This is a genomic window from Rhodanobacter sp. B04, from assembly GCF_002001125.1.
Classification (GTDB): domain Bacteria; phylum Pseudomonadota; class Gammaproteobacteria; order Xanthomonadales; family Rhodanobacteraceae; genus Rhodanobacter.
On record NZ_MUNV01000007.1, the window covers coordinates 1 to 19,686 of the forward strand.

Consider the following 19,686-nt stretch of genomic DNA (forward strand, 5'->3'; position numbering starts at 1 on the left):
AAGTAGTCGGTGGGTGCGCCGCCATTGGCCGGATTCTTCTGCACCCGCCGGCCGCTCGCGTCGTAACCGTAGCTGTCCGAGCCGACGATCTGGGTCAGCTGGTCCTTCTGGTCGAACTGCAGCGTGAACAAAGGCGACGTGGCCAATTAAATGCAGTACACCGGCATGGTCAGCCAACGTGGCCGACGAAATTAATTAGCCACGCCCCCTTTAATTCCTATGCCCCAAATTGTTGTAGCAATTCTCTTAACGCAAGTATTTGTCGCTGCGTAATTTTCGAGCGTAAAAGATCCACTTCCATAGAGTACATGGAGCCATATTCAGCGTGCTTATCATCTGCGGGATACATCGCATCTATGTATGCGTCCCGATAGGTGACCCAAGCTCGTTCAGCAAATCTTATTTTCACAACTGCGCCATCTTGATTTGCGGCCTGCAAAAGCAGTTTGCCGTAAATCTTATTTAATTCATTGTCGGTGCGCGCCGCTTCTTCGCTGGCACAAATGTTCAGCTCTGCCTGGGTACTAGCCTTCTCGTTACACGCACGATATTGTGCCGTTTGATCTTGAGCGTGTACTGGAACCATGGCTATTAAAAAAATAAACATCAAATATTTCATTAAATTTTCTCCTGAATCGTTCTTTACACTCATTCAAATAATTAACTAGGCGTGTAAATCACCGTTTTCAAGGCTCGCCATAGGTTCCGCTGGAGTAAAGGTTGTATTCGTCAGTTCGACGGGTCGTCAGTCCTTTGTCAACCTTTCCCCCAGCCTGATTCCAATCTGTAAAATTTTCCTTCGTAACGCTGCTACCTGTATTGATGTTTTTTTAAGAGAGCCGATTTTCCGAAATTTCCAGAACCTTCATTATATGTAAAATCCACCAAAGCATCTGATTGGGTCTGAGATAATTTCACTGTGACTTTACTGTTCACTATGTTTACAGCTGTCCCCGTATCTTGAGAGAGTAGATCACCAGCCTTCGTTTTCGTCGTTCCCTTACTAAAATCCTCACCGCTCTTAATTAAATGACCATAACCTATTGTAGGATTTCCTGCAGTATCTTTATACGTCTTGTCACGATAACCCTCATGCTTTTCAATGAACTCCAACCCTTTCTGGCTTAGGGTATTCTTGTTTTTCGGCTTACCTCCCGACCTCCTTTTGCTCGAATTAGGATTCACGCAAGTTTGTTCACATGCCGAGCTTGAGCCCAAGCTTGAGCCTCGATAGGTGCAATAAGATCCTCCACATGATGAGAAACGCCCATCCGGATCCATATTATCAATCGGACTGTTATTCGCATAAGCAAACCGATTGAAGTTGAACGGATTGCCCGCGCTGGGCTCCACCGGGTCGGTACTGACAAACCGCCCCACGCTCGGATCGTAATACCGCGCCTGCATATACACCAACCCCGTATCCGGATCATTCACATGCCCCGTATACCCCGGCCCGTTCGGCGGTGACCCGAGCGCCTGGCTCCCATACGGCGCGTAGTCGTACGTCGCCGTGATGTTGCCACTGGCATCGGCCTCCGCCAGCGGCGTGCCCTGCGGATCGGTGTACACGTAAGTCACCGAGCCCGCATGAGCGGCCGTGGCCATCAGCACCATCAGCCCGCCCATCGCCTCCAGCAGCCGGCGGCGCACCCTGCTCATGAACGGGCTCATGGGTTGCCTCCCAGCGTGACCGAGCAGGTACTGGCGTTGCATCCGCTCCCCGAGCCCGTGTCTGCCCCCAGCACCCGCGTGGGCTTCGTCATCACGGCACTCGTTTGGGCTGCCCCACCGCCCACCGTGAATTGGCCACTGATCTGCAGCGGGGCGCTGCAGCCGGCGATGCTGCAGGCCGTCAGCTGCTGGGCGGTGTAACTGCCCGAGGGAAAGTTGTAGCTGTTGGTGGCCACGACGTAGGTGTACGTGCCCAGATGGCCGTTCTTGCCGAGCGCCGTGAAGTTGTAGCTGGTGGCCCACGGCATCGCGTTCCAGGTCATCGACGTGACGCCATTGGTGGTGCTCATGGCGAAGTTCGTGGGCGTCGCCGGCACCTGCGTCACCGACACCGGCGCGGAGGCTGTCCAGCCGCTGCTGCCGTAGGCATTGCTGGCGGCGACCTGATAGGTGTAGGTGCCGCCCTTCGCGCTTGTCACACTGTAGGAAGGCGTGGTGATGCCGCTGGCGAGCGTGGTCCATGCGCCCCCGTTGAAGCTCTGTTGCACGGTATAGGTGGCGACTCCGGGCGAAGCTGTCCACGTGACCGTGAAGGGGGCATACGTCAGCCCGCCCGGCCCCGCCGGGTTGGTCGGCGCCGCCGGCCAGACGCCCAGGGTGGCCGACCCCGTCCAGCCGCCACAGGTCGATCCCGCGCAACCCTGCACCTGATACGCATAGCTGCCGCCGGCCCGGCCGCTCAACGCGGCGCTGGGGGCACTGCCGGTATAGACCGTGGTCCACGCCCCGCCGTTGGCACTCTCCTGCAAGGTGTACGACGTCGCCGCCGGTACCGCGCCCCAGCTCACCGTGTAGCTGCCGTTGCTGGGATTGCTGTTGAACGTGAACGCGCCCGGCGCGACCAGTTGCAGCGAGCTGTTGCGCGCGATCAGCTTGCTGCCCAGGTAGATGAAGTTGGTGGCCGTGGCGGTGCCCGCCGCGTACTGGTACATCAGCTGGCCGCCGTGGTCGTAGAAGTAGTCGGTGGGTGCGCCGCCATTGGCCGGATTCTTCTGCACCCGCCGGCCGCTCGCGTCGTAACCGTAGCTGTCCGAGCCGACGATCTGGGTCAGCTGGTCCTTCTGGTCGAACTGCAGCGTGACGCCGTTCTTGAGGGTTTCGTTGCCGCGGGTGTCGTAGCCGAAGCTGTCGATCGTGCTGCCGGCGCGCGTGATGGTGAGCAGGCGGTTGGTGGCGTCGTAGTTGTAGACCGAGGTCTGGCCCGCGGACAGCCGCGTGCGCAGGTTGTTGAGCGGGTCGTAGGTGTACGACTCGGTGCCCCATAACGAAGGCGCCACCGCACTGGTCAGGCGGTTGAGGCCGTCGTACTGGAACTGCTTGCTGCGCTGGCCACCGGTCAGGTCGTTGACGTTGGTGATGTTGCCGTCGTTGTCGTAGACCATGTCCTCGCTGACGTTCAGCGTGCTGCCCGCGCCATACGAGAAGTTGCTCAGCAGTTGCCGGGCGTTCTGCTGGGCGACGTAACCGGCGCCATTGCCGTAGGTGAACGAAGCCACCGCGCCATTCGGGAAATATCCGACCTGGCTGGCATAACTGCCGACCTGGGTGGGGCGGCCACGCGCATCCGGCGCATAGCTGACGTTCTCGCCGTTCGGGTAGCGGATCAGGCTGAGGTTGCCATTGGCATCGTGGGCATAACCCAGCGCCAGCGCGGGCTGGCCGACCACGTTCAACGACTCGCCGGTCAGCATGTTGCGGTCGTTGTAGGTGCCGTTCCAGACCGTGGCGCCGGACGTCGCCCACTGCAGGTTGCCCACCGCGTCATAGATGTACTGCGTGCTCTGGGTGCCGCTGGGTGGGGTGACGGTTTTCACCCGGTTGGTCGGGTCGTAGGCGAAAACGGTTTCGACCGCCGCGGCGACCTGCGACTGCCCGCAGCCCGTGCCGGTGATGCTCAGACCGTTCGCGCTCCACTGCAGGTTGTTGGCACCGTCGTAGGCCATCACCGAGTCGCCGCTTTCCGGTTCGGTGGTGCGGCACAGCCGGTGGTAGCTGTCGTAGGTCAGGGTCTTGCTGACGCTGTCGTTCTCGGTGCCGTTGTACAGGCCGGACTGGGTGATCGCGGTCGGGTTGCCGTAAAGGTCGCGCGCGATCGTCTGGGTCACGCCGGCCGGCGCCTGCACCTTGATCGGTGCGTTGTACGACGGGGTATCGAACACCTGGTAAGAGGTGGTGGTGACGTTGTTGTTGGGATCGGTCACCTGCACGCTGGCCCCGGACAGGTAGGCGGTGCTGCTGGTCAACGTGCCCAGCTCGGAATCCTGCTGACTCTGGGTCAGCCGCCCCAGGGTGTCGTAGGTCTTGTGCGTGCCGGTGGTCACCGCCGACAGCGCCGGTGCGCCGCTGACCGGGTAGGACGCAAACGTGGTCAGGCCGCGCCAGTCGTAGCTGTTGGCGGTGGTGATGTCCGAACCGGCCGTGCCGGCGATCGAGGAGTCGCTGAGCAGCGGGTGCAGCATCGCATCGAAATAGGTGACCTCGGTGTCGTTGCCGGTGGTGACGGTGCGCCGCCAATGGCCGCCGGCGATGCCCTGCTCTGCCGTAGTCACGTAGGCAAAGGCGTAGTTGGTGGGATACCACGCCACTTCATCGCCGCTGGGATAGCTGATCTGGCTGGGCCAGCCCACGGCGTTGTAGGTATACGACGTGGTGTGGCCGGCCTGGTCGGTGACCGAGGTGATCTCGCCGTAATCGTCGACCGCCGCCGACTGGCTGGTGTTGTCCGGGTAACTGATCAGCTGCGGAATGCCGCGGTAGTAGTTGCCCAACGCCGTGGTGTTGTTGTCGCCGTCGATGAAGCTGGCCAGCTGGCCGGCGCTGTTGTAGGTGTAAGTAAGCAGCGTTTCGCCGAAGCGCGCGTGCGTCTGCAGGGTGTCGGTACCCGGGGTATAGGTGTTGTATTGCTCCACTTCGCCGGTGGCGACGTTGGTCACCTACTGCGGCAGGCCCAGCACCCAGAGGCTGGTGTCGTTGAGGTAGCTGGTCTGTTCCTCGATGGAGGCCTGGCCTGCGATGTTGTTCGAGCGCACCACGTCCGTCGCCTGGGCGAAGACGTCGAAGGCATTGGTCTGCCGGGTATACGTGTCGCCGTCCTGCACGGTCGTCGTGGTGACCACCGGGCGAATGCGCCCGACCAGCGGATTCTTGTAGATGGGCTGGGCCGACAGGCCGACGTTGTCGGGAAATGCCTGGCTGGCGATCTGGCTGTCGGCGAGATAGGTGTTGGTCACCGTCTTGACCACCTGCCCGGACAGCGAGTCGGTCTCGGTCTGCAGCAGGCGCCCTTCATCGACACCGTAGTTGATGCCGAAGGAGTACTTGGTGATGTCACCGGGACTGGCCACCGTCACGACCTTGGGCGGCTCGCAACACGAGGCTGACTGGGGAATGTAGGTTTCGGTCGGGAACGGGAACGGGACGGTGGCCGTGACATAGCCAACGCCTCCGTTGTTCCCGTAGTTATATCCCCAGTTCTGCGTGGTCAGGCCCGCGCCGGTGATCTGCTTGGAGACGAGCGCGAAGTTGTCGAAGAAGTCGTAGACATTCGGATACATCGTGTCCGGATTCGCATCCGTGCAATCCTGCGGCACGTTGGTGCGGATGCTGCGCTGGTAGGTAAAGCTGAACGTACCCTGCGCGCCGGACGGGGCGCCGATGGCATAGACAAAGCTGCCGGTGTTGGGCAGCGCATCGATCTGGCAATGGTAGGAAGGGGGATTTTTATCGTTATCCGGGTTCTTGGTGGTCTTGAGCGAGCCGGACACGATGGCATACGTCCACTGCGATCCATCCGGCCGGGTCACGCTGCTCAACGAACCGCCCGCGGTATAGCCGTAGGTCCAGGTTCTCGTTCCGGCGGTAGCCGATTGCACCAAGCCGCCTGACCAGGCGATGTCGATTTCACGGCCGTCGTTGGCCGTGATCGCGGTCAATTGATTGGCGCTGTTGTAGGTGTATTTGACCCAGTTGCCGAAGCGGTCGTCCACTTCGGTGGCCAACATGAAAATCCGCGAGCGGTTGGCATCCGCATTGATGGTGCCCGTGCCCGAGGGCGCCGGCGCCTGGTACTGGAGTACGGAGTCCGGATTCACCACCACCCAGTTGAAGGTGTAGCGAACCCCGCTGGGCGACACCACGATGAACGACTCGCCGGGGTAGCCGTTGGCCGTACTCGACGCGCACGTCGCGTGATAGAAACTCTTGGTGATCCAGGGATACGTGGTGCGGTTGTCGGGCAGCTTGGTCTCGGTGTTCTGCAGCAACTCCTCGCTGGTTTCGCCGGGGATGTGCAGCTGGTTGCCGTCCCAGATCTGAGACGCAGGTTCCTGGATGTTGTTGAGGCTGGCGATGACGGTATACGGCGGCGTGACCACGCTGCAGCGCGAGTACACGCCACCCTGACCGGCGTTGTTCTGCACCTCCCAGCCGTTCTCGGCGGCGAAGACGCCGTCGATGTAGGGAACCTCGATATCCCACTCGCCGAGGCCGCCGAGATTGCCGGTGGGCTGGCGCCGATCGTCGACCTCGAGCCGGCGAGCGAAGCGCACGGGCAGGCTGCTGTTGCCGGGGAGATCGATGTCGGTCACGTCGAACTCGGTCGCGCCGTTGTAGAGGCTGACCTGGTCGCCGAACATGTTCGAGGTGAGCGGCGTCACTTCCTGGGCGGCGCGCAGGTGCTTGCCGTATTCCTCGTACGGTTCGACGGCACTGGACGACTGGGCATGGGCGGCCATGGAAGCCAACGCCAGCAGTCCCATCCACATCGCGTGGCGCATAGTCATGATGCCCTCCGGGCGCGGGCATGGGCCGTGATCGAGCGATGGCAGGCCTTGGCGGATCGCCGCATGCACGGCCGCGGCAGATGGCCGGGCATGACCATGGCAGGCAGCTGTGGAAGCCGGACCGGACGGTGGGCGCGAAACGCTTTTGCGCCGCAATCACGCGTTGAAAAAAACCGAATGGAGGCCGTGCGGCATCCATGCATATCGACTGTCATCCCTGTATCCCCTGTCCGAACATTGCATTCGGCTGTTTTGAAAATAGCAACGCGATTTCACTTTCTCAACCTGCAAGTTATTGCGCTTTTCGGCGCGCATTTGCTGGCGCTTTTCGGCCGTATTCCGGCGGATTCGCGGCACCGAAAAACTCGCGCGCGCCGCCCCCCTGCTGCTATATATAAGCGCAGGGATGCAGCCGCGCATGAGGTGCGGCTGCGCCTATCACGACAGGGGAATCTGATGATGGATGTGCGACGCTGGATCGTTGCTGCTTTGCTTTTGCTGTTCACCGCCGTGCTGTACGCCCAGCCGGTTTCGTTCGCCGACCTGGCGAAACACCCGCAATACAAGGACGTCCAGATTTCCCCGGACGGGCAGTATCTGGCGGCGACCGCGGTGGTGAAGGGACAGACCGTGCTGGCGCTGATCCGCCTGTCCGACAAGAAGGGCAACGTGGTTCAGCCACGCGAGGAAGACGACGTCACCGGTTTCGTGTGGGCGTCAGCCACGCGAGTGCTGTATTCGGTGGGCACCCGCGTCGGTGGTTACGACGAGCCGCTGCTGACCGGCGAACTGTTCGCGGTCAATGCCGATGGCAGTGACGCGGAAACGCTGTACGGATTCCGCAAGACCGGCATGAGCACCGGTTCGCATATCCAGCACGCTGCTGCCGAATATGGCAGCGCGGATGTCATCGCCACGATTCCCGATGATCCCAACCATGTGCTGGTGGCTGTCAGCTCATGGGCCGGCGCGGGCTTCGAGCGTGGCCTGCCGACGGCTTTTCGCATGGATGTCCGCGACGGCAACAAGGCGCAGATCATCGTTGCGCCCATGCGCGGCGCTCACTTCGTCGCCGATCACCAGGGCCGGATCCGCTTCGCCGCGGGCGTGGACAATGACGGCAACGTCAAGGTCTACCTGCATCCGATCGACGGTGACGGCTGGCAGCCACTGCCGGAACTGAGCAGGGACCGCTCATGGCCGATCGCATTCAGCCGCGATGACAGTACCGTCTATTTCACCTGCAAGGCTCCCGCCGGATTCGGCGTCTGCCAATGGGACCCCGCCAAGCAATCGCTGACTCCGGTGTGGGGCAATCCGACGGTCGAACCTGCAGGCCTGCTGCAAGGCTTGGCCGACGACAGCATCATCGGCGTGGACTTCATGGATGGCCGCACCGGCACGGCGCTGTTCGACGGCCAGTCGGCCGATGCACAGGCCTTGCTGGCTCTGATGAAACAGTTCCCGGGCGAGAGCGTCCGCTTCGTCTCGGGTACGCGCGACGGCAGTTTGAGCGTGGTCCTGGTGAGGGCTGATGCCGACCCTGGCACCTTCCTGCTGTATGACGCCAAGGCGAGGAAGATCACGCCCCTGCTCGCACGACGGTCGTGGATCAATCCGGAACAGATGGCGCAGATGCAGCCGTTCGATTTCACCGCACGCGACGGCATGAAGCTGCATGGCTACGTGAGTTATCCGCCTGGCCACGAAAACGCGAAGCAACTGCCGATGGTGGTCTTCGTGCACGGCGGCCCATTCGGCATCCGCGACACTTGGAGTTACGACACGCTGGTGCAGGTCATGGCAACCCGTGGCTATGCGGTGCTGCAGGTGAACTACCGCGGCTCCGGCGGCTACGGCTATGACTATGAGCATGCAGGCTGGCGCGAATGGGGCGGCAAGATGCAGGATGACGTCACCGATGCCACTCATTGGGCAGTGACGCAGGGCATCGCCAACCCGCAGCGCATCTGCATCTTCGGCGCAAGCTACGGCGGCTATGCCGCACTCGAAGGCGCGGTGAAGGAGCCGGATCTGTACAAGTGCGCGATCGGCTATGCCGGCGTCTACGACCTGCCATTGATGTACCACCGCGGCGACATTCCGCAATCCAGCTTCGGCAAGGATTACCTGCACCGGCAGCTTGGCGATGACATGGATGTGCTGAGCAAGCATTCGCCGATCAACCAGCTGGACTCCCTCAAGGCGCAGGTGATGCTGGTTGTCGGTGGCAAGGACGAGCGCGTGCCGTCAATCCAGGGGCTCAGCCTGCATCAGGCGCTCGCGAATCGGCACATCGCGCACGGATGGCTGTACAAGCCCAACGAACAGCATGGCTTCTACGACGAAGCCAACAACACCGAGCTGTACACCCAGCTGGTGCAGTTCCTCGATGCGAACATCGGTCCCGGCGTGACGAAGTAAAAACGACCGGGATCGCATATCGAAACTACGCAAACCGGGCCCGCCGCATACATGGGCGGGTCCGCATCCGGCTTCAGGCGGCCATCTCCCGAGCGACCGTTGCAAGGGCACCCGTGCCGTCCGTGCCTGTGCCGGCATGGCGGACACGTTGAACGACATAAAGGCGGCCCGCGCGCCGCCACCATCTGCGACATGGAGAAATCGAACAATGGATTTGCGGCGAAGGATCCTTGCACTGCTGCTCTTGCTCTGCGCCACCGCGCTGCATGCGCAGCCGGTTCCGTTTGCGGATCTGGCGCGGCATGTGCAATACGAGAGCGTCAAGATTTCCCCGGACGGACAGTATCTCGCCGCCATCGCCGTGGTGAAGGGCCGATCCGTACTGGCGCTGATCCATCTGGCCGACATGAAGGGACACGTCGTCCAGCCGCGTGACAAGGACGAGATCGTCGATTTCTGGTGGGCATCGCCGAAACGCGTGGTGTACACCGTCGGCATACGCATGGGCGGCTACGACTCGCCGCTGGCCACCGGCGAGCTGTTCGGGATCAACGCGGACGGTGGCGGGCCGGAATTGCTCTACGGCTACCGCAACGGCTCGGAAGGAAGCGCCGAATTCATCACTTCGCTTCCGGATGATCCAAACCATGTACTGCTTTCGCTGAGTTCATGGAGCGCCGCCGGCACCGAAGGCGCCCTGTCGGTCGCTTACAGTGTCGGCCTCCGCGGAGGCTTCACCTGGCACAAGATCATTGCAGCGCCTGGGCGCGACATGGAATTTGTCGCTGATCATCATGGGCGCATTCGCTTTGCCTATGGCGAAGATGTCAACGGCAATGCCAAGGTCTACCTGCACCCGATCGATGGCGAAGGCTGGCAGGAAATGGCCAAAGCCGAAGCGGAACGCTGCATTCCGTGGATGTTCAAGAGCGACGACAGCGTTGCCTATTTCAACTGTACCCAGGCCGGTGCCGGATCGAATGTATCCAGTTGGGATCCGGTGAAAGATGTCTGGCAAACCGTCTGGAGCAATCCGAAAGTCGAGGCTGACGGCTTGCTTTACGGAATGACCGATGCCGAACCCATCGGCGTGAGTTTCGCGCAGGATCGCCCGGCCGCGGTATTGTTCGACGGCACCTCGGACGATGCAAAGGCCCTGGTCCTGTTGATGAAGCAGTTCCCCGGCGAAAGCGTGCGCTTCGTCTCCGGCACCCGTGACGGGAGTCTTGCCGTGGTGCTGGTCCAGGCCGATGCCGATCCGGGCACGTATTATCTGTACGACCGCCATGCCAACAAACTCACTCCGTTGCTGGCAGTTGCGCCATGGATTGATCCGCAACGGATGGCGCGCAAACAGCCATTCGAGTTCGCCGCACGCGACGGCATGAAGATACAAGGCTATATCAGCTTCCCGCCTGGCCGGGAGAACGCCAGGCACCTGCCGATGGTGGTCTTCGTGCACGGCGGCCCGTATGGCGTACGCGACGACTGGGATTACGATCCCTATGTGCAGGCATTCGCCACGCATGGCTACACCGTGCTGCAGGTGAATTACCGTGGATCCGGTGGCTATGGCTACGATTTCATTCGCGCCGGCTGGGGCGAATGGGGCGGCAAGATGCAGGACGACGTCACCGACGCGACCCGCTGGGCTATCGCGCAAGGCACGGCCGATCCGCAGCGCATCTGCATCTTCGGCGGCAGTTACGGCGGCTATGCGGCGCTCGAAGGCGCAGTGAAGGAACCCGACCTGTACAAATGCGCCATCGGTTACGTCGGCGTCTACGACCTGGCCCTGATGTACCGGCGTGGCGACATTCCGCAGTCCACCTCTGGCAAGAACTATCTCAAGCGGGTCCTGGGCACTGACCCGGACGCATTGGGGCGGCGCTCGCCGATCAACCAGCTCGATCGACTCAAGGCCAAAGTGATGCTCGTGGTCGGTGGCAAGGACAGTCGCGTGCCGCCGATACAGGGAAGCAATCTGCACATGGCCTTGCTGAAGCGCAACATCGCGCATGAATGGATGGACAAGCCCAATGAAGCGCACGGCTTCTATGACGAGGCCAACCTGACCGAGCTGTACACGAAAATGGTGCAGTTCATCGGTACATACATCGGCCCCGGCGTGACGAAGTAGTCCCCGCCTGCATCGCGGCATGCGGGCGGCCCGAGCCAGCCTGCCCGCACCCTACCCAACTGATGGGCTACGCGCAGCCACTCCTGTTCTGGCACAGTGCAACGATCCGCTGCCTGCGGCCCGAGGGGAATCCACATCATGCGCGTGTCCATCCGACTTTCACTGTTCACTCTGCTCGCGTTCGGTAGCGCCGGCATCATTGCGGCGACGGCGCCAGTCGGCCCAGCGTCGTATGCACGCGATCCGGCGCAGCCGATCGATCAGGCCTATACCGACCAGATCCTGAAGTTCACCACCGATCCCTCGTTCAACTCGCCGCTGACCGACTACCTGCCCGCCTCGGCCAGCGTGCCTACGCCGGAGAAGGTGCTCGGCCATATCTCCGGCGCACCGAACTACCTGCCCTACTCGGCCGACGTGTACCGCTACTTCCGTGCCTTGGCCGCGGCCAGCCCGCGGGTGAAGGTGTTCTCGATCGGCAAGAGCGAGGAAGGCCGCGAGATGATCGCGGTGGCGATCGCCGACGAGAGCCTGCTGGCCGACCTCGACGCGAACAAGGCGCGCCTGGCCAAGCTGGGCGACCCGCGCAGCATCAACATGGACGACGCCACCGCCGACCAGCTGATCGCGCAGTCCACGCCGGTCTACTACATCACCGGCACCATCCACTCCACCGAGACCGGCGCACCGACCGCGCTGATGGAGCTGGCGTATCGCCTTGCGGTGGACAACGCGCCGTACATCCAGCACATCCGCTCGCATGTGATCACCCTGATCACGCCGGTGGTCGAAGTGGACGGCCGCGACCGCCAGGTGGATCGCTACAACTGGCATCTGGCGCACCCGGGCGAGAACTATCCGCCGCTGATGTACTGGGGCCATTACGTCGCGCACGACAACAACCGCGACGCGATGGCGATGACGCTTAACCTCACCCGCAACGTGGCCGATACGTATATCGGCTGGCATGCGCAGGTGCTGCACGACCTACACGAGTCGGTGCCGTTCCTGTACGACAACACGGTGGGCGACGGCCCGTACAACGCATGGATCGACCCGATCCTCACCGGCGAATGGCAGCAGCTGGGCTGGGACAACGTGCAGCAGCTGACCAGGTTCGGCATGCCCGGCGTGTTCACCCACGGCGACTTCGATACCTGGAGCCCGGGCTATCTGATGTTCATCGCCGCGATGCACAACGGCATCAGCCGGCTGTACGAGACGTTCGGCAACGACGGCGCCGACACGGTCAAGCGCATCCTCGACCCGGCCGACTACCAGCGCACCTGGTACAAGCCGAACCCGCCACTGCCCGAAGTCGTGTGGTCGCAACGCGACAACAACAACTACGAGCAGACCGGCCTGCTCACCGCGCTGAATTATTTCTCCGACAACAGCCAGCTGTTCCTGAAGAATTTCTACCTGAAGAGCAAGCGCTCGATCGAGAAACCGCAGGAAGCCGGTCCGGCGGCTTATGTGTTCCCTGCCGACGACAGGCGCACCGGCTCGCAGGCGCAGCTGCTGCGCATCATGCAGTTGCAGCATGCCGAGGTCAGCCGCCTCTCCGCGCCGGTCACGGTGACCCTGCCTGCGCCGAAGGGCGACGACGGCAAGGCCGGCAAGCCGGTCTCGCGTACCTTTGCCGCCGGCAGCTACGTGGTGCGCATGGACCAGCCGTATTCGCGCATCGCCGACACCCTGCTCGATCGCCAGTACTGGTCGCCGAAGGACCCGCAGCAGCATCCGTACGACGACACCGCCTGGTCGATGGGCGACCTGTTCGACGTGCAGGTGGTGCGCGTCACCGACAACGCGATCCTCAAGGCGCCGATGGCTCTGGTCAGCCAGCCCGTGGACGTGCCTCAAGGCCTGGCTGCGATCGACATGGCCGGCGGCAAGCTGCCGCGCATCGCGCTGATGCACACCTGGCTGGATACGCAGACCGAAGGCTGGTGGCGCATGGCGCTGGACAAGCTGCATGTGCCGTACAGCTACATCAGCACCCAGGACGTGGCGAAGGCCGGCGACCTGCGCGCCAAGTACGACGTGATCCTGTTCGGCCCGATCGGCGGCGTCAGCGCACAACAGATCATCGATGGCCTGCCGATGTGGGGCAACCCGATGCCGTGGAAGACCACCAGGTTGACGCCCAACATCGGCCACATCGATTCCACCGACGACATCCGCCCCGGCCTGGGTGCCAGCGGCCTCGCCAACCTCAAGCAGTTCGTGCGTGCCGGCGGCCTGCTGATCACCTCCGAGGACACCGCGAAATTCGCGATCGACACCGGCATGGCGCCGGGCGTGTTCGTCACGCCCACGCACAGCCTGAAAGTCGTCGGCAGCGTGCTGCAGGCGAACTTCGTCGACCGCAAGAGCCCGATCGCTGCGGGTTACACCAGCGACGACCTGGCGCTGTACAGCGCGCTGGGGCAATCGTTCACGGTGTCAAACCAGGTCATCGGCGACAACGGCATACCCAACGCGAAGGACTTCCAGCGTCCGACCGGACGCGGCGGCCCGCACGATACCGACATGCCCGAAGGGCGCGCTCCGGCCGAGCCGCCGGCGCTGCCGGACGTCAAGCCATGGCAGGCGCTGCCGCTGAATGCCGAGCAGGTGCGCAACAACCCGTGGGTGATTCCCGCCGACCAGCAGCCGCAAGTGATCCTGCGCTACGCCGACGCCGGCCACCTGCTGGTCGCCGGCCTGCTCGACGGTGGCGACGAGATGGCCGAACGCGCCGCGGTGGTGAATGCCCGCTACGGCAAGGGCCACGTCCTGCTGTTTTCCAGCAACCCGATCTGGCGCGGCGAAACCATCGGCAGCTACCCGCTGGTGTTCAACGCGATCGTCAACTACGACCGGCTGGATACGCCGCCGGCCAAGCCGTGAGCCGACCTCCCCTAACTCACAACACTGAGCCACTTCTACATTCCCTCAAGCTCTCCACCTCATTCCGGCGCAGGCCGGAATGAGCTTTGCTGGTGCCGGATGAGGTCTTGAGGAAATCATTCGCAGCCCCCTCGAGGCATCGCGGGAAATCCATGGATCGGCAAGCTTGCCGTGCCGGGAAGGAATGCGCCGCGCTTACGCGCCGTGCTCCTGCGTCGTGTGAGCCGAACGATCGACGAAGGCGGCCTCGGCTTCGAACGCGCGCCACCATGGTGCCTGCAGCGTTGAATCCGGCCGCACGGTTTCGCCCGGGCGCGGCTGCACCAACTGCACGCCCTGCTCGGCAGCCAGCGCACGGGCGCGCTCGGCCGGCTCGTCCCAGCGATGCATGGCCAGATCGAACGTGCCCCAATGCACCGGCATCATCGTGCGGCCACGCACCAGCTGATGTGCAGCGATCGATTGTTCCGGCTGCATGTGCACGTCCGGCCACAGCTCGTTGTACGCGCCGCATTCGATCAGGGTGAGGTCGAACGGCCCATAGCGCTCGCCGATCTCGGCGAAGCCGGCATGCATGCCGGTATCGCCGCTGAAAAAAAGCCGTTCACGCGTGCCCAGCACGGTCCACGAGGCCCACAGCGTCGAGTTGCCATCGCGCAGGCCGCGACCGGAGAAGTGCTGCGCCGGCGTGGCGGCGAAGGTAAGCGGGCCGAACGTTGCTTCCTGCCACCAGTCCAGTTCGATCACGCGTTCGGCATCGACGCCCCAGGCGATCAGACGCCGGCCCACGCCCAGCGGCGTGTAGAAACGGCTGACCTTGTTCGCCAGCGCGCGAATGGTGTCGCGATCCAGGTGATCGAAGTGATCGTGCGACAGCAGCACCGCGTCGATCCACGGCAACTGCGCCACGGTCAGCGCCGGCGGCGTGAAACGCTTGGGCCCGGCGAACGGCAGCGGCGAGGCACGCTGGCTCAGCACCGGGTCGGTGAGCAGACGCAGGCCGTCGATCTCGATCAAGGTGGTGGAGTGGCCGAGCCAGGTCACCTGCAGCGCCTGGGCAGCCGGGCCGTTCAGCACCTGCGCACGCACCGGCGTCACCGGCAACGGGCTGCGCGGCTTGCGCCGGATGCCGCGATTCGCCCAGAACTCGCGCATCACCGCGCGCAGGCTGCCGGCGCGGGTGTCGGCCACATTGCGGAAGCGGCCGGCGCGCCAGGCCGTGGAACCGGCGTAACCCGCGTCCGCAGGTGCGCGGCGCGCCATCGCGCGCCACGCCGCAAGCGCGAGGCCAAGCACGGCAAGGATGAGAAGACTGATGGCCATCCCGGGAAACTCCGTCACGAAGTAAACGATTTCGTATACTTTATGTCGCCTCGCGCAGAAAGTAAACTACTCCGTATACTTTTCAGGAGCCGCCTTGAACCGCAGCCTCAACAAGCGCACCGCCATGCTCGACGCCGGCATCGCCGAGCTCGCCGAACAAGGGCTGGCCGGCGCCAGCATGGAATCCATCGCCAGCCGCGCCGAAGTTTCCAAGCGCACGCTGTACAAGCACTTCCCGTCCAAGGACGCGGTGTTCGAGGCCGTGCTGGCGCTGCTGATCGAGCGGGTCGATCCGCTTGGCAAGCTGCATTACGACAGCCAGCGGGATTTCGCCGAGCAGCTGCGCGAGATCGCCGAACAGGAAATGGCGCTGATCTGCGACCCCGACTTCGTGCGGCTGAGCCGCGTCCTGATGGTCGAATGCATGCGCTCGGAAGAGCGCAGCCAGCAGCTGATGGCGCAATTCGGCGAAAAGGAGAACGGCCTGTTTCGCTGGTTCAGTGAAGCGGGCAAGGCCGGTGAGCTGGGCAAGCTCGATCCACGTGCGATCGCCGACCTGTTCGTGGCGATGCTGAAATCGCGCACTTACTGGCACTCGGTGATCGCCTGGCAACCTGCGCCGGACAAGGCGATGCAGCAGCGCGTCATCGACGAGGCCTGCCTCACCTTGCTGAGCCGGCTTGGGCAACCCCGCTCGCGCTGAGCTGGTGGCTGCCGCCACCAGCGAGCGTCGACCAGTTTTCTGCGCTTATTTCGCCGTGTTCGCGTCCGCCTTGGCCGGCGGATTCATCATCGCCTGGCGCTTGGCGCGGAACGGGCTGTCGGCATACCACTGCGGCCAGACACCGGGCTGGCTGAGGTACTGTCCCAGCTCGTACAGCGCCTGCGTATCCTCGAGGATGCCGGAATAATCCCAATCCGGATTGAACACGTCGTTGGGCGTGTGATAACGGTGCGCCGTGTAGTCGTCGGCTGCTTTCTGCCCGGCGGCCCGGCCGCCATTGAGCAGGTCGAGGCCGGAACTGGCCAGCATCGCCGGCACGCCGGCACGGGCGAAGCTGAAATGATCGGAGCGGAAGTAGAAGCCGTTCTCCGGCGTGGTCTCAGGCGAGATCACCCGCCCCTGCTTCTTCAGTTCGCCGGCCAGCAGATCCTCCAGCTCGGACTGGCCCTTGCCGATCACGGTCATGTCGCGGGCACGGCCAATGATCGGCAGCGCATCGACCGCGATGTCGGCCACCGTGCGATCCAGCGGAAACAGCGGCCTGGCCGCGTAGTACTGCGAGCCGAGCAGACCGGATTCCTCCATCGTCGGCATGAAGAACAGCACCGTGCGCCTGGGTGGCTCCGACTGGTGCGCGAAGGCATCGGCGATCTCCAGCAACATGCTCAGGCCGGTGCCGTTATCGATCGCACCGCTGAAAACCTGGTGCCCCTTGCGCGCAGGATCGGTGCCCAGGTGATCCCAGTGCGCCGTGTAGATCACCACTTCGTCGGGTTTGTAGCTGCCTTCGATCATGGCCACCACATTCTTCGACTGGAAATGGCCGATCTTGCTGTGCAGGCTCAGCGAAGCGGTGGCATCGAATGGCACCGGCTTGAAGCCCGGCTTCGCCGCGGCCTTCTCCAGCTGGTCGAAGTCGAGGCCGGCGGCGTTGAACAGGCGCGTGGCGGCATCACGGGTCAGCCAGCCGGCCACCGGCAGGCGGGGGGCCGGATCGACGCTGGCGGGCAGGCTCAACTGCGGTCCGTTGCCGCTGTTCTGCAGCACGCTGAATGGGTAACCCGCCGCGGCATCGCTGGTATGCACGATGAAACAGGCCGCCGCGCCTTGTAGCGCCGCCTCCGCATATTTGTAGGTCCAGCGGCCGTAGTAGGTCATCGCGCGACCGTTGAACAATGCCGGATCACCGCTGGCGAAGCCTGGGTCGTTGACCAGCACGATCACCGTCTTGCCTTTCACGTCGACGCCCTGGTAGTCGTTCCAGTGCCAGTTCGGTGCATCGATGCCGTAACCCAGGAACACGATCGGCGAACTCTTCAGGTCGACCCGGGCCTTCGCCTGCAGCGTCTCGGCGATCATGTCGGTGTGATACGCCAGCTTCACCTGCTGGCCACGGCTCGCGACATCCAGCGTGACCTTGGCGGTATCCAGCAACTGGGTGGAATCGGCCGGCACCTCCTGGAACCAGGAGCCCTGGTTGCCCGGCTGCAGACCCATCCGCTCGAACTGCTCGACCAGCCAGTCGGTGACGCGCTGCGCGCCCACCGTGCCGGGCTTGCGCCCGCCAAAATCATCCGAGCTGAGGGTCTTGTCGAACTGCGCGAAGTCCGCGGCATTGATCTGTGGCGCCAGCACGACATCGGGAACATGGGGTTTCGCCGCAGCAGGCGGCGTCGCCGCCATCAGCGAACTGGCACCCGTGCCCAGGGCGAGCAGGAGAACAGTGGTCATGGCACGCATCGGAGGACTCCAGTACCCGGGGACAAGCCACCGTTTTAGCGCGACGATCCGCTGCTGTCCACGAATCTCCCGCGCAAGCGGCAACGCACGAACTTGCTGTTGCCGCGCCTGCCATGCATCGGCCTGACCTTCGATGACCGCGTCACCGCTTTTCGATAGATTGCACACACTCCGGCTCCCGTGCAGGTCTCGCGTGTCGTCGACCCGTTCTGCAACCTACCTTCTTGCTCAAATGCTGGCGCTGGCGTGGCTGGGACTTGCCCATGCGCAACCACCGCCGGGCTATGGACCGCCGCCGGCGAGCGAAGCCGCCGGAACACGGCCGCCACCCGGCGCACCACCGCCGCCTGGCATGCCGTTCCCTCCACCCGGTGGCATGCCGCCTCCACCCCGTTCACCACGCGAGATACCGCCGCTACCCGCGCCAGTGGCGGTGCTGCCCGCGTCTTCGGCGCCTCCCACCGAAGTGGCCAATGCCGCGAGCACCACCGGCGATGCCGGCGTCACGGCGATGCCGGTTGTCGCTGCCGCACCGCCAACCGTGCCGGTACGCGCCGAAGCCGGCGCGAATGCGGCGTCACCCGGCAGGCCGCCCCAACCGCAGGACATCGCGGCGACAGCCGATCACCCGGTCGCCGCAACAGCCGACGCGCCGAGTCCATCGCCCCATGCCAACCTGCTGCCCTGGTTGCTGTTGCTGGCGCTCGCCTTTGTACTGCTCGCGTGGCGGGCATCGATGCGGCGCGGCAGGCAACTGGCGCAGGAAACCGAGCGCCTCTCGCGCCAGCAGCGCTACCTTAAATCCGCGCATACCCACCTGCAGCAGAAATCACGACAACTGCAGCAACTATCGATGCACGACCCGCTCACCGGCACGCTCAACCGGCAGGCATTTGCCGCGGAGCTGCGCGAGCGCATCGACCATCTCGCCAAGTACAACCAGCCGCTGACCCTGATCGTGTTTGACCTCGATCATTTCAAGACGATCAACGACCGTTACGGCCATCTGCTCGGCGATGCCGCACTCAATCTGGTGGCCGGCGTGGTGCGCGAGCATCTGGTCAGTGACGACCTGTTCGGTCGCTTCGGCGGCGACGAATTCATGATCGCCTGCTCTGGCCAGAACGTGCTGACCACCGCCGTACTGGCCGAAAAGCTGCGCGTGGCCGTCGCCACCCGCGCGGCCGAAGCGCAGCCACCGATCCCCGGCCTGACACTGAGCCTCGGATTGGCCCAGGCCGATCCCGACAACGGCTACCAGCCCGACGAATTGTTCGGCCGCGCCGATGCCGCGCTGTATAGCGCCAAGCAGCGTGGCCGCAACAGCGTGGTAATCGCCGAAGCCGGCCAGGCCGAAGCACTTGCTGCCGGCAGCGTGCGACGGCATCTGTAACCGACCCGACACGTAACCTCATTCACCAGGACGAGCGACCACATGCCCCGTATCGATATCACTACCGTTTCCGAGCGCATCGGCTCAGGCTACCCGGCACCATTCGCTGCCAACGCGGGTGCACGCAGCAAGCTGTCGCTTGGCGATGCGGGAGGGTTGAGCGATTTCGGCGTCAACCTCACGCGACTGCCGCCAGGTGCATGGTCGAGCCAGCGACATTGGCACACCCACGAAGATGAATTCGTCTACGTGCTGTCGGGCGAACTGATCCTGGTCACCGAGGCTGGCCAACAGACGCTGCGTGCGAACGACTGTGCGGCGTTTCCCAAGGCCGTGGCTGACGGTCATCACCTGATCAACCGTGGCACGGAAACCGCCGTCTATCTGGAGATCGGCTCGCGCAGCGAGAACGACAGCTGCAGCTACCCCGATATCGACCTGCATTGGGATCCGCAGGCGGGCTATACACACAGGGATGGCATCCCGTATCCCAAACCACCCAGCAAGACATGAAACCATCAGACAACTGACA

At 63.3% G+C, this 19,686-nt stretch carries 12 protein-coding genes; 6 read left to right on the top strand and 6 right to left on the bottom strand.

Features of this window, described 5'->3' with window-relative positions; translation table 11 throughout:
- Positions 1 to 217: 217 nt before the first annotated feature.
- The 4 genes from B0E46_RS04715 to B0E46_RS04730 all read right to left on the bottom strand — a co-directional run bounded on the left by B0E46_RS04715 (position 218) and on the right by B0E46_RS04730 (position 6,515).
- Positions 218 to 619: a lysozyme inhibitor LprI family protein gene (locus B0E46_RS04715; RefSeq protein WP_168171130.1), complete on the bottom strand. Its 402-nt coding sequence runs from the start codon at positions 617 to 619 to the stop codon at positions 218 to 220.
- Positions 620 to 810: 191 nt separating this feature from the next.
- Complete coding sequence (locus tag B0E46_RS17675) at positions 811 to 1,674, bottom strand: RHS repeat-associated core domain-containing protein (protein WP_168171131.1); 864 nt, start codon at positions 1,672 to 1,674, stop codon at positions 811 to 813.
- Positions 1,671 to 4,667: a hypothetical protein gene (locus B0E46_RS04725; protein WP_077554622.1), complete on the bottom strand. Its 2,997-nt coding sequence runs from the start codon at positions 4,665 to 4,667 to the stop codon at positions 1,671 to 1,673. The genes B0E46_RS17675 and B0E46_RS04725 overlap by 4 nt, the downstream gene beginning before the upstream one ends.
- Positions 4,668 to 6,515, bottom strand: a complete 1,848-nt coding sequence (locus tag B0E46_RS04730; protein ID WP_139350420.1) for an RHS repeat protein — start codon at positions 6,513 to 6,515, stop codon at positions 4,668 to 4,670.
- Between the two features lie 459 nt (positions 6,516 to 6,974).
- Between B0E46_RS04730 and B0E46_RS04735 the strand changes: the two genes are divergently transcribed.
- The 3 genes from B0E46_RS04735 (at position 6,975) to B0E46_RS04745 (ending at position 13,974) form a co-directional block, all read left to right on the top strand.
- Positions 6,975 to 8,939: an alpha/beta fold hydrolase gene (locus B0E46_RS04735; RefSeq protein ID WP_254425043.1), complete on the top strand. Its 1,965-nt coding sequence runs from the start codon at positions 6,975 to 6,977 to the stop codon at positions 8,937 to 8,939.
- 208 nt (positions 8,940 to 9,147) lie between these two features.
- Positions 9,148 to 11,079, top strand: a complete 1,932-nt coding sequence (locus B0E46_RS04740; protein WP_077554627.1) for an alpha/beta fold hydrolase — start codon at positions 9,148 to 9,150, stop codon at positions 11,077 to 11,079.
- Positions 11,080 to 11,217: 138 nt separating this feature from the next.
- Entirely contained in the window at positions 11,218 to 13,974 is a 2,757-nt protein-coding gene (locus B0E46_RS04745) for a M14 family zinc carboxypeptidase (RefSeq protein ID WP_077554629.1), read from the top strand.
- Between the two features lie 195 nt (positions 13,975 to 14,169).
- On the opposite strand, the gene B0E46_RS04750 is transcribed toward B0E46_RS04745, so the two are convergent.
- On the bottom strand, positions 14,170 to 15,297 hold the full coding sequence (locus tag B0E46_RS04750; protein ID WP_139350421.1) for an MBL fold metallo-hydrolase: 1,128 nt from the start codon (positions 15,295 to 15,297) through the stop codon (positions 14,170 to 14,172).
- Between the two features lie 94 nt (positions 15,298 to 15,391).
- Here B0E46_RS04750 and B0E46_RS04755 point away from each other — a divergent pair, with 94 nt between their 5' ends.
- The gene (locus B0E46_RS04755; RefSeq protein WP_077554630.1) at positions 15,392 to 16,000 is read left to right on the top strand and encodes a TetR/AcrR family transcriptional regulator; all 609 of its coding nucleotides are present in this window, start codon (positions 15,392 to 15,394) and stop codon (positions 15,998 to 16,000) included.
- Between the two features lie 45 nt (positions 16,001 to 16,045).
- Here the strand turns inward: B0E46_RS04755 and B0E46_RS04760 are convergent, their stop codons facing one another.
- On the bottom strand, positions 16,046 to 17,752 hold the full coding sequence (locus B0E46_RS04760; protein WP_254425044.1) for a M28 family metallopeptidase: 1,707 nt from the start codon (positions 17,750 to 17,752) through the stop codon (positions 16,046 to 16,048).
- A 385-nt stretch (positions 17,753 to 18,137) separates the two neighbouring features.
- Here B0E46_RS04760 and B0E46_RS04765 point away from each other — a divergent pair, with 385 nt between their 5' ends.
- A complete protein-coding gene (locus tag B0E46_RS04765; RefSeq protein ID WP_139350422.1) occupies positions 18,138 to 19,154 on the top strand; it encodes a GGDEF domain-containing protein in 1,017 nt (338 codons plus the stop codon).
- A 42-nt stretch (positions 19,155 to 19,196) separates the two neighbouring features.
- Positions 19,197 to 19,667 carry a cupin domain-containing protein gene (locus B0E46_RS04770; protein WP_077554636.1) on the top strand — a complete coding sequence of 157 codons (471 nt, stop codon included), beginning with the start codon at positions 19,197 to 19,199 and terminating at the stop codon, positions 19,665 to 19,667.
- Positions 19,668 to 19,686 lie beyond the last annotated feature (19 nt).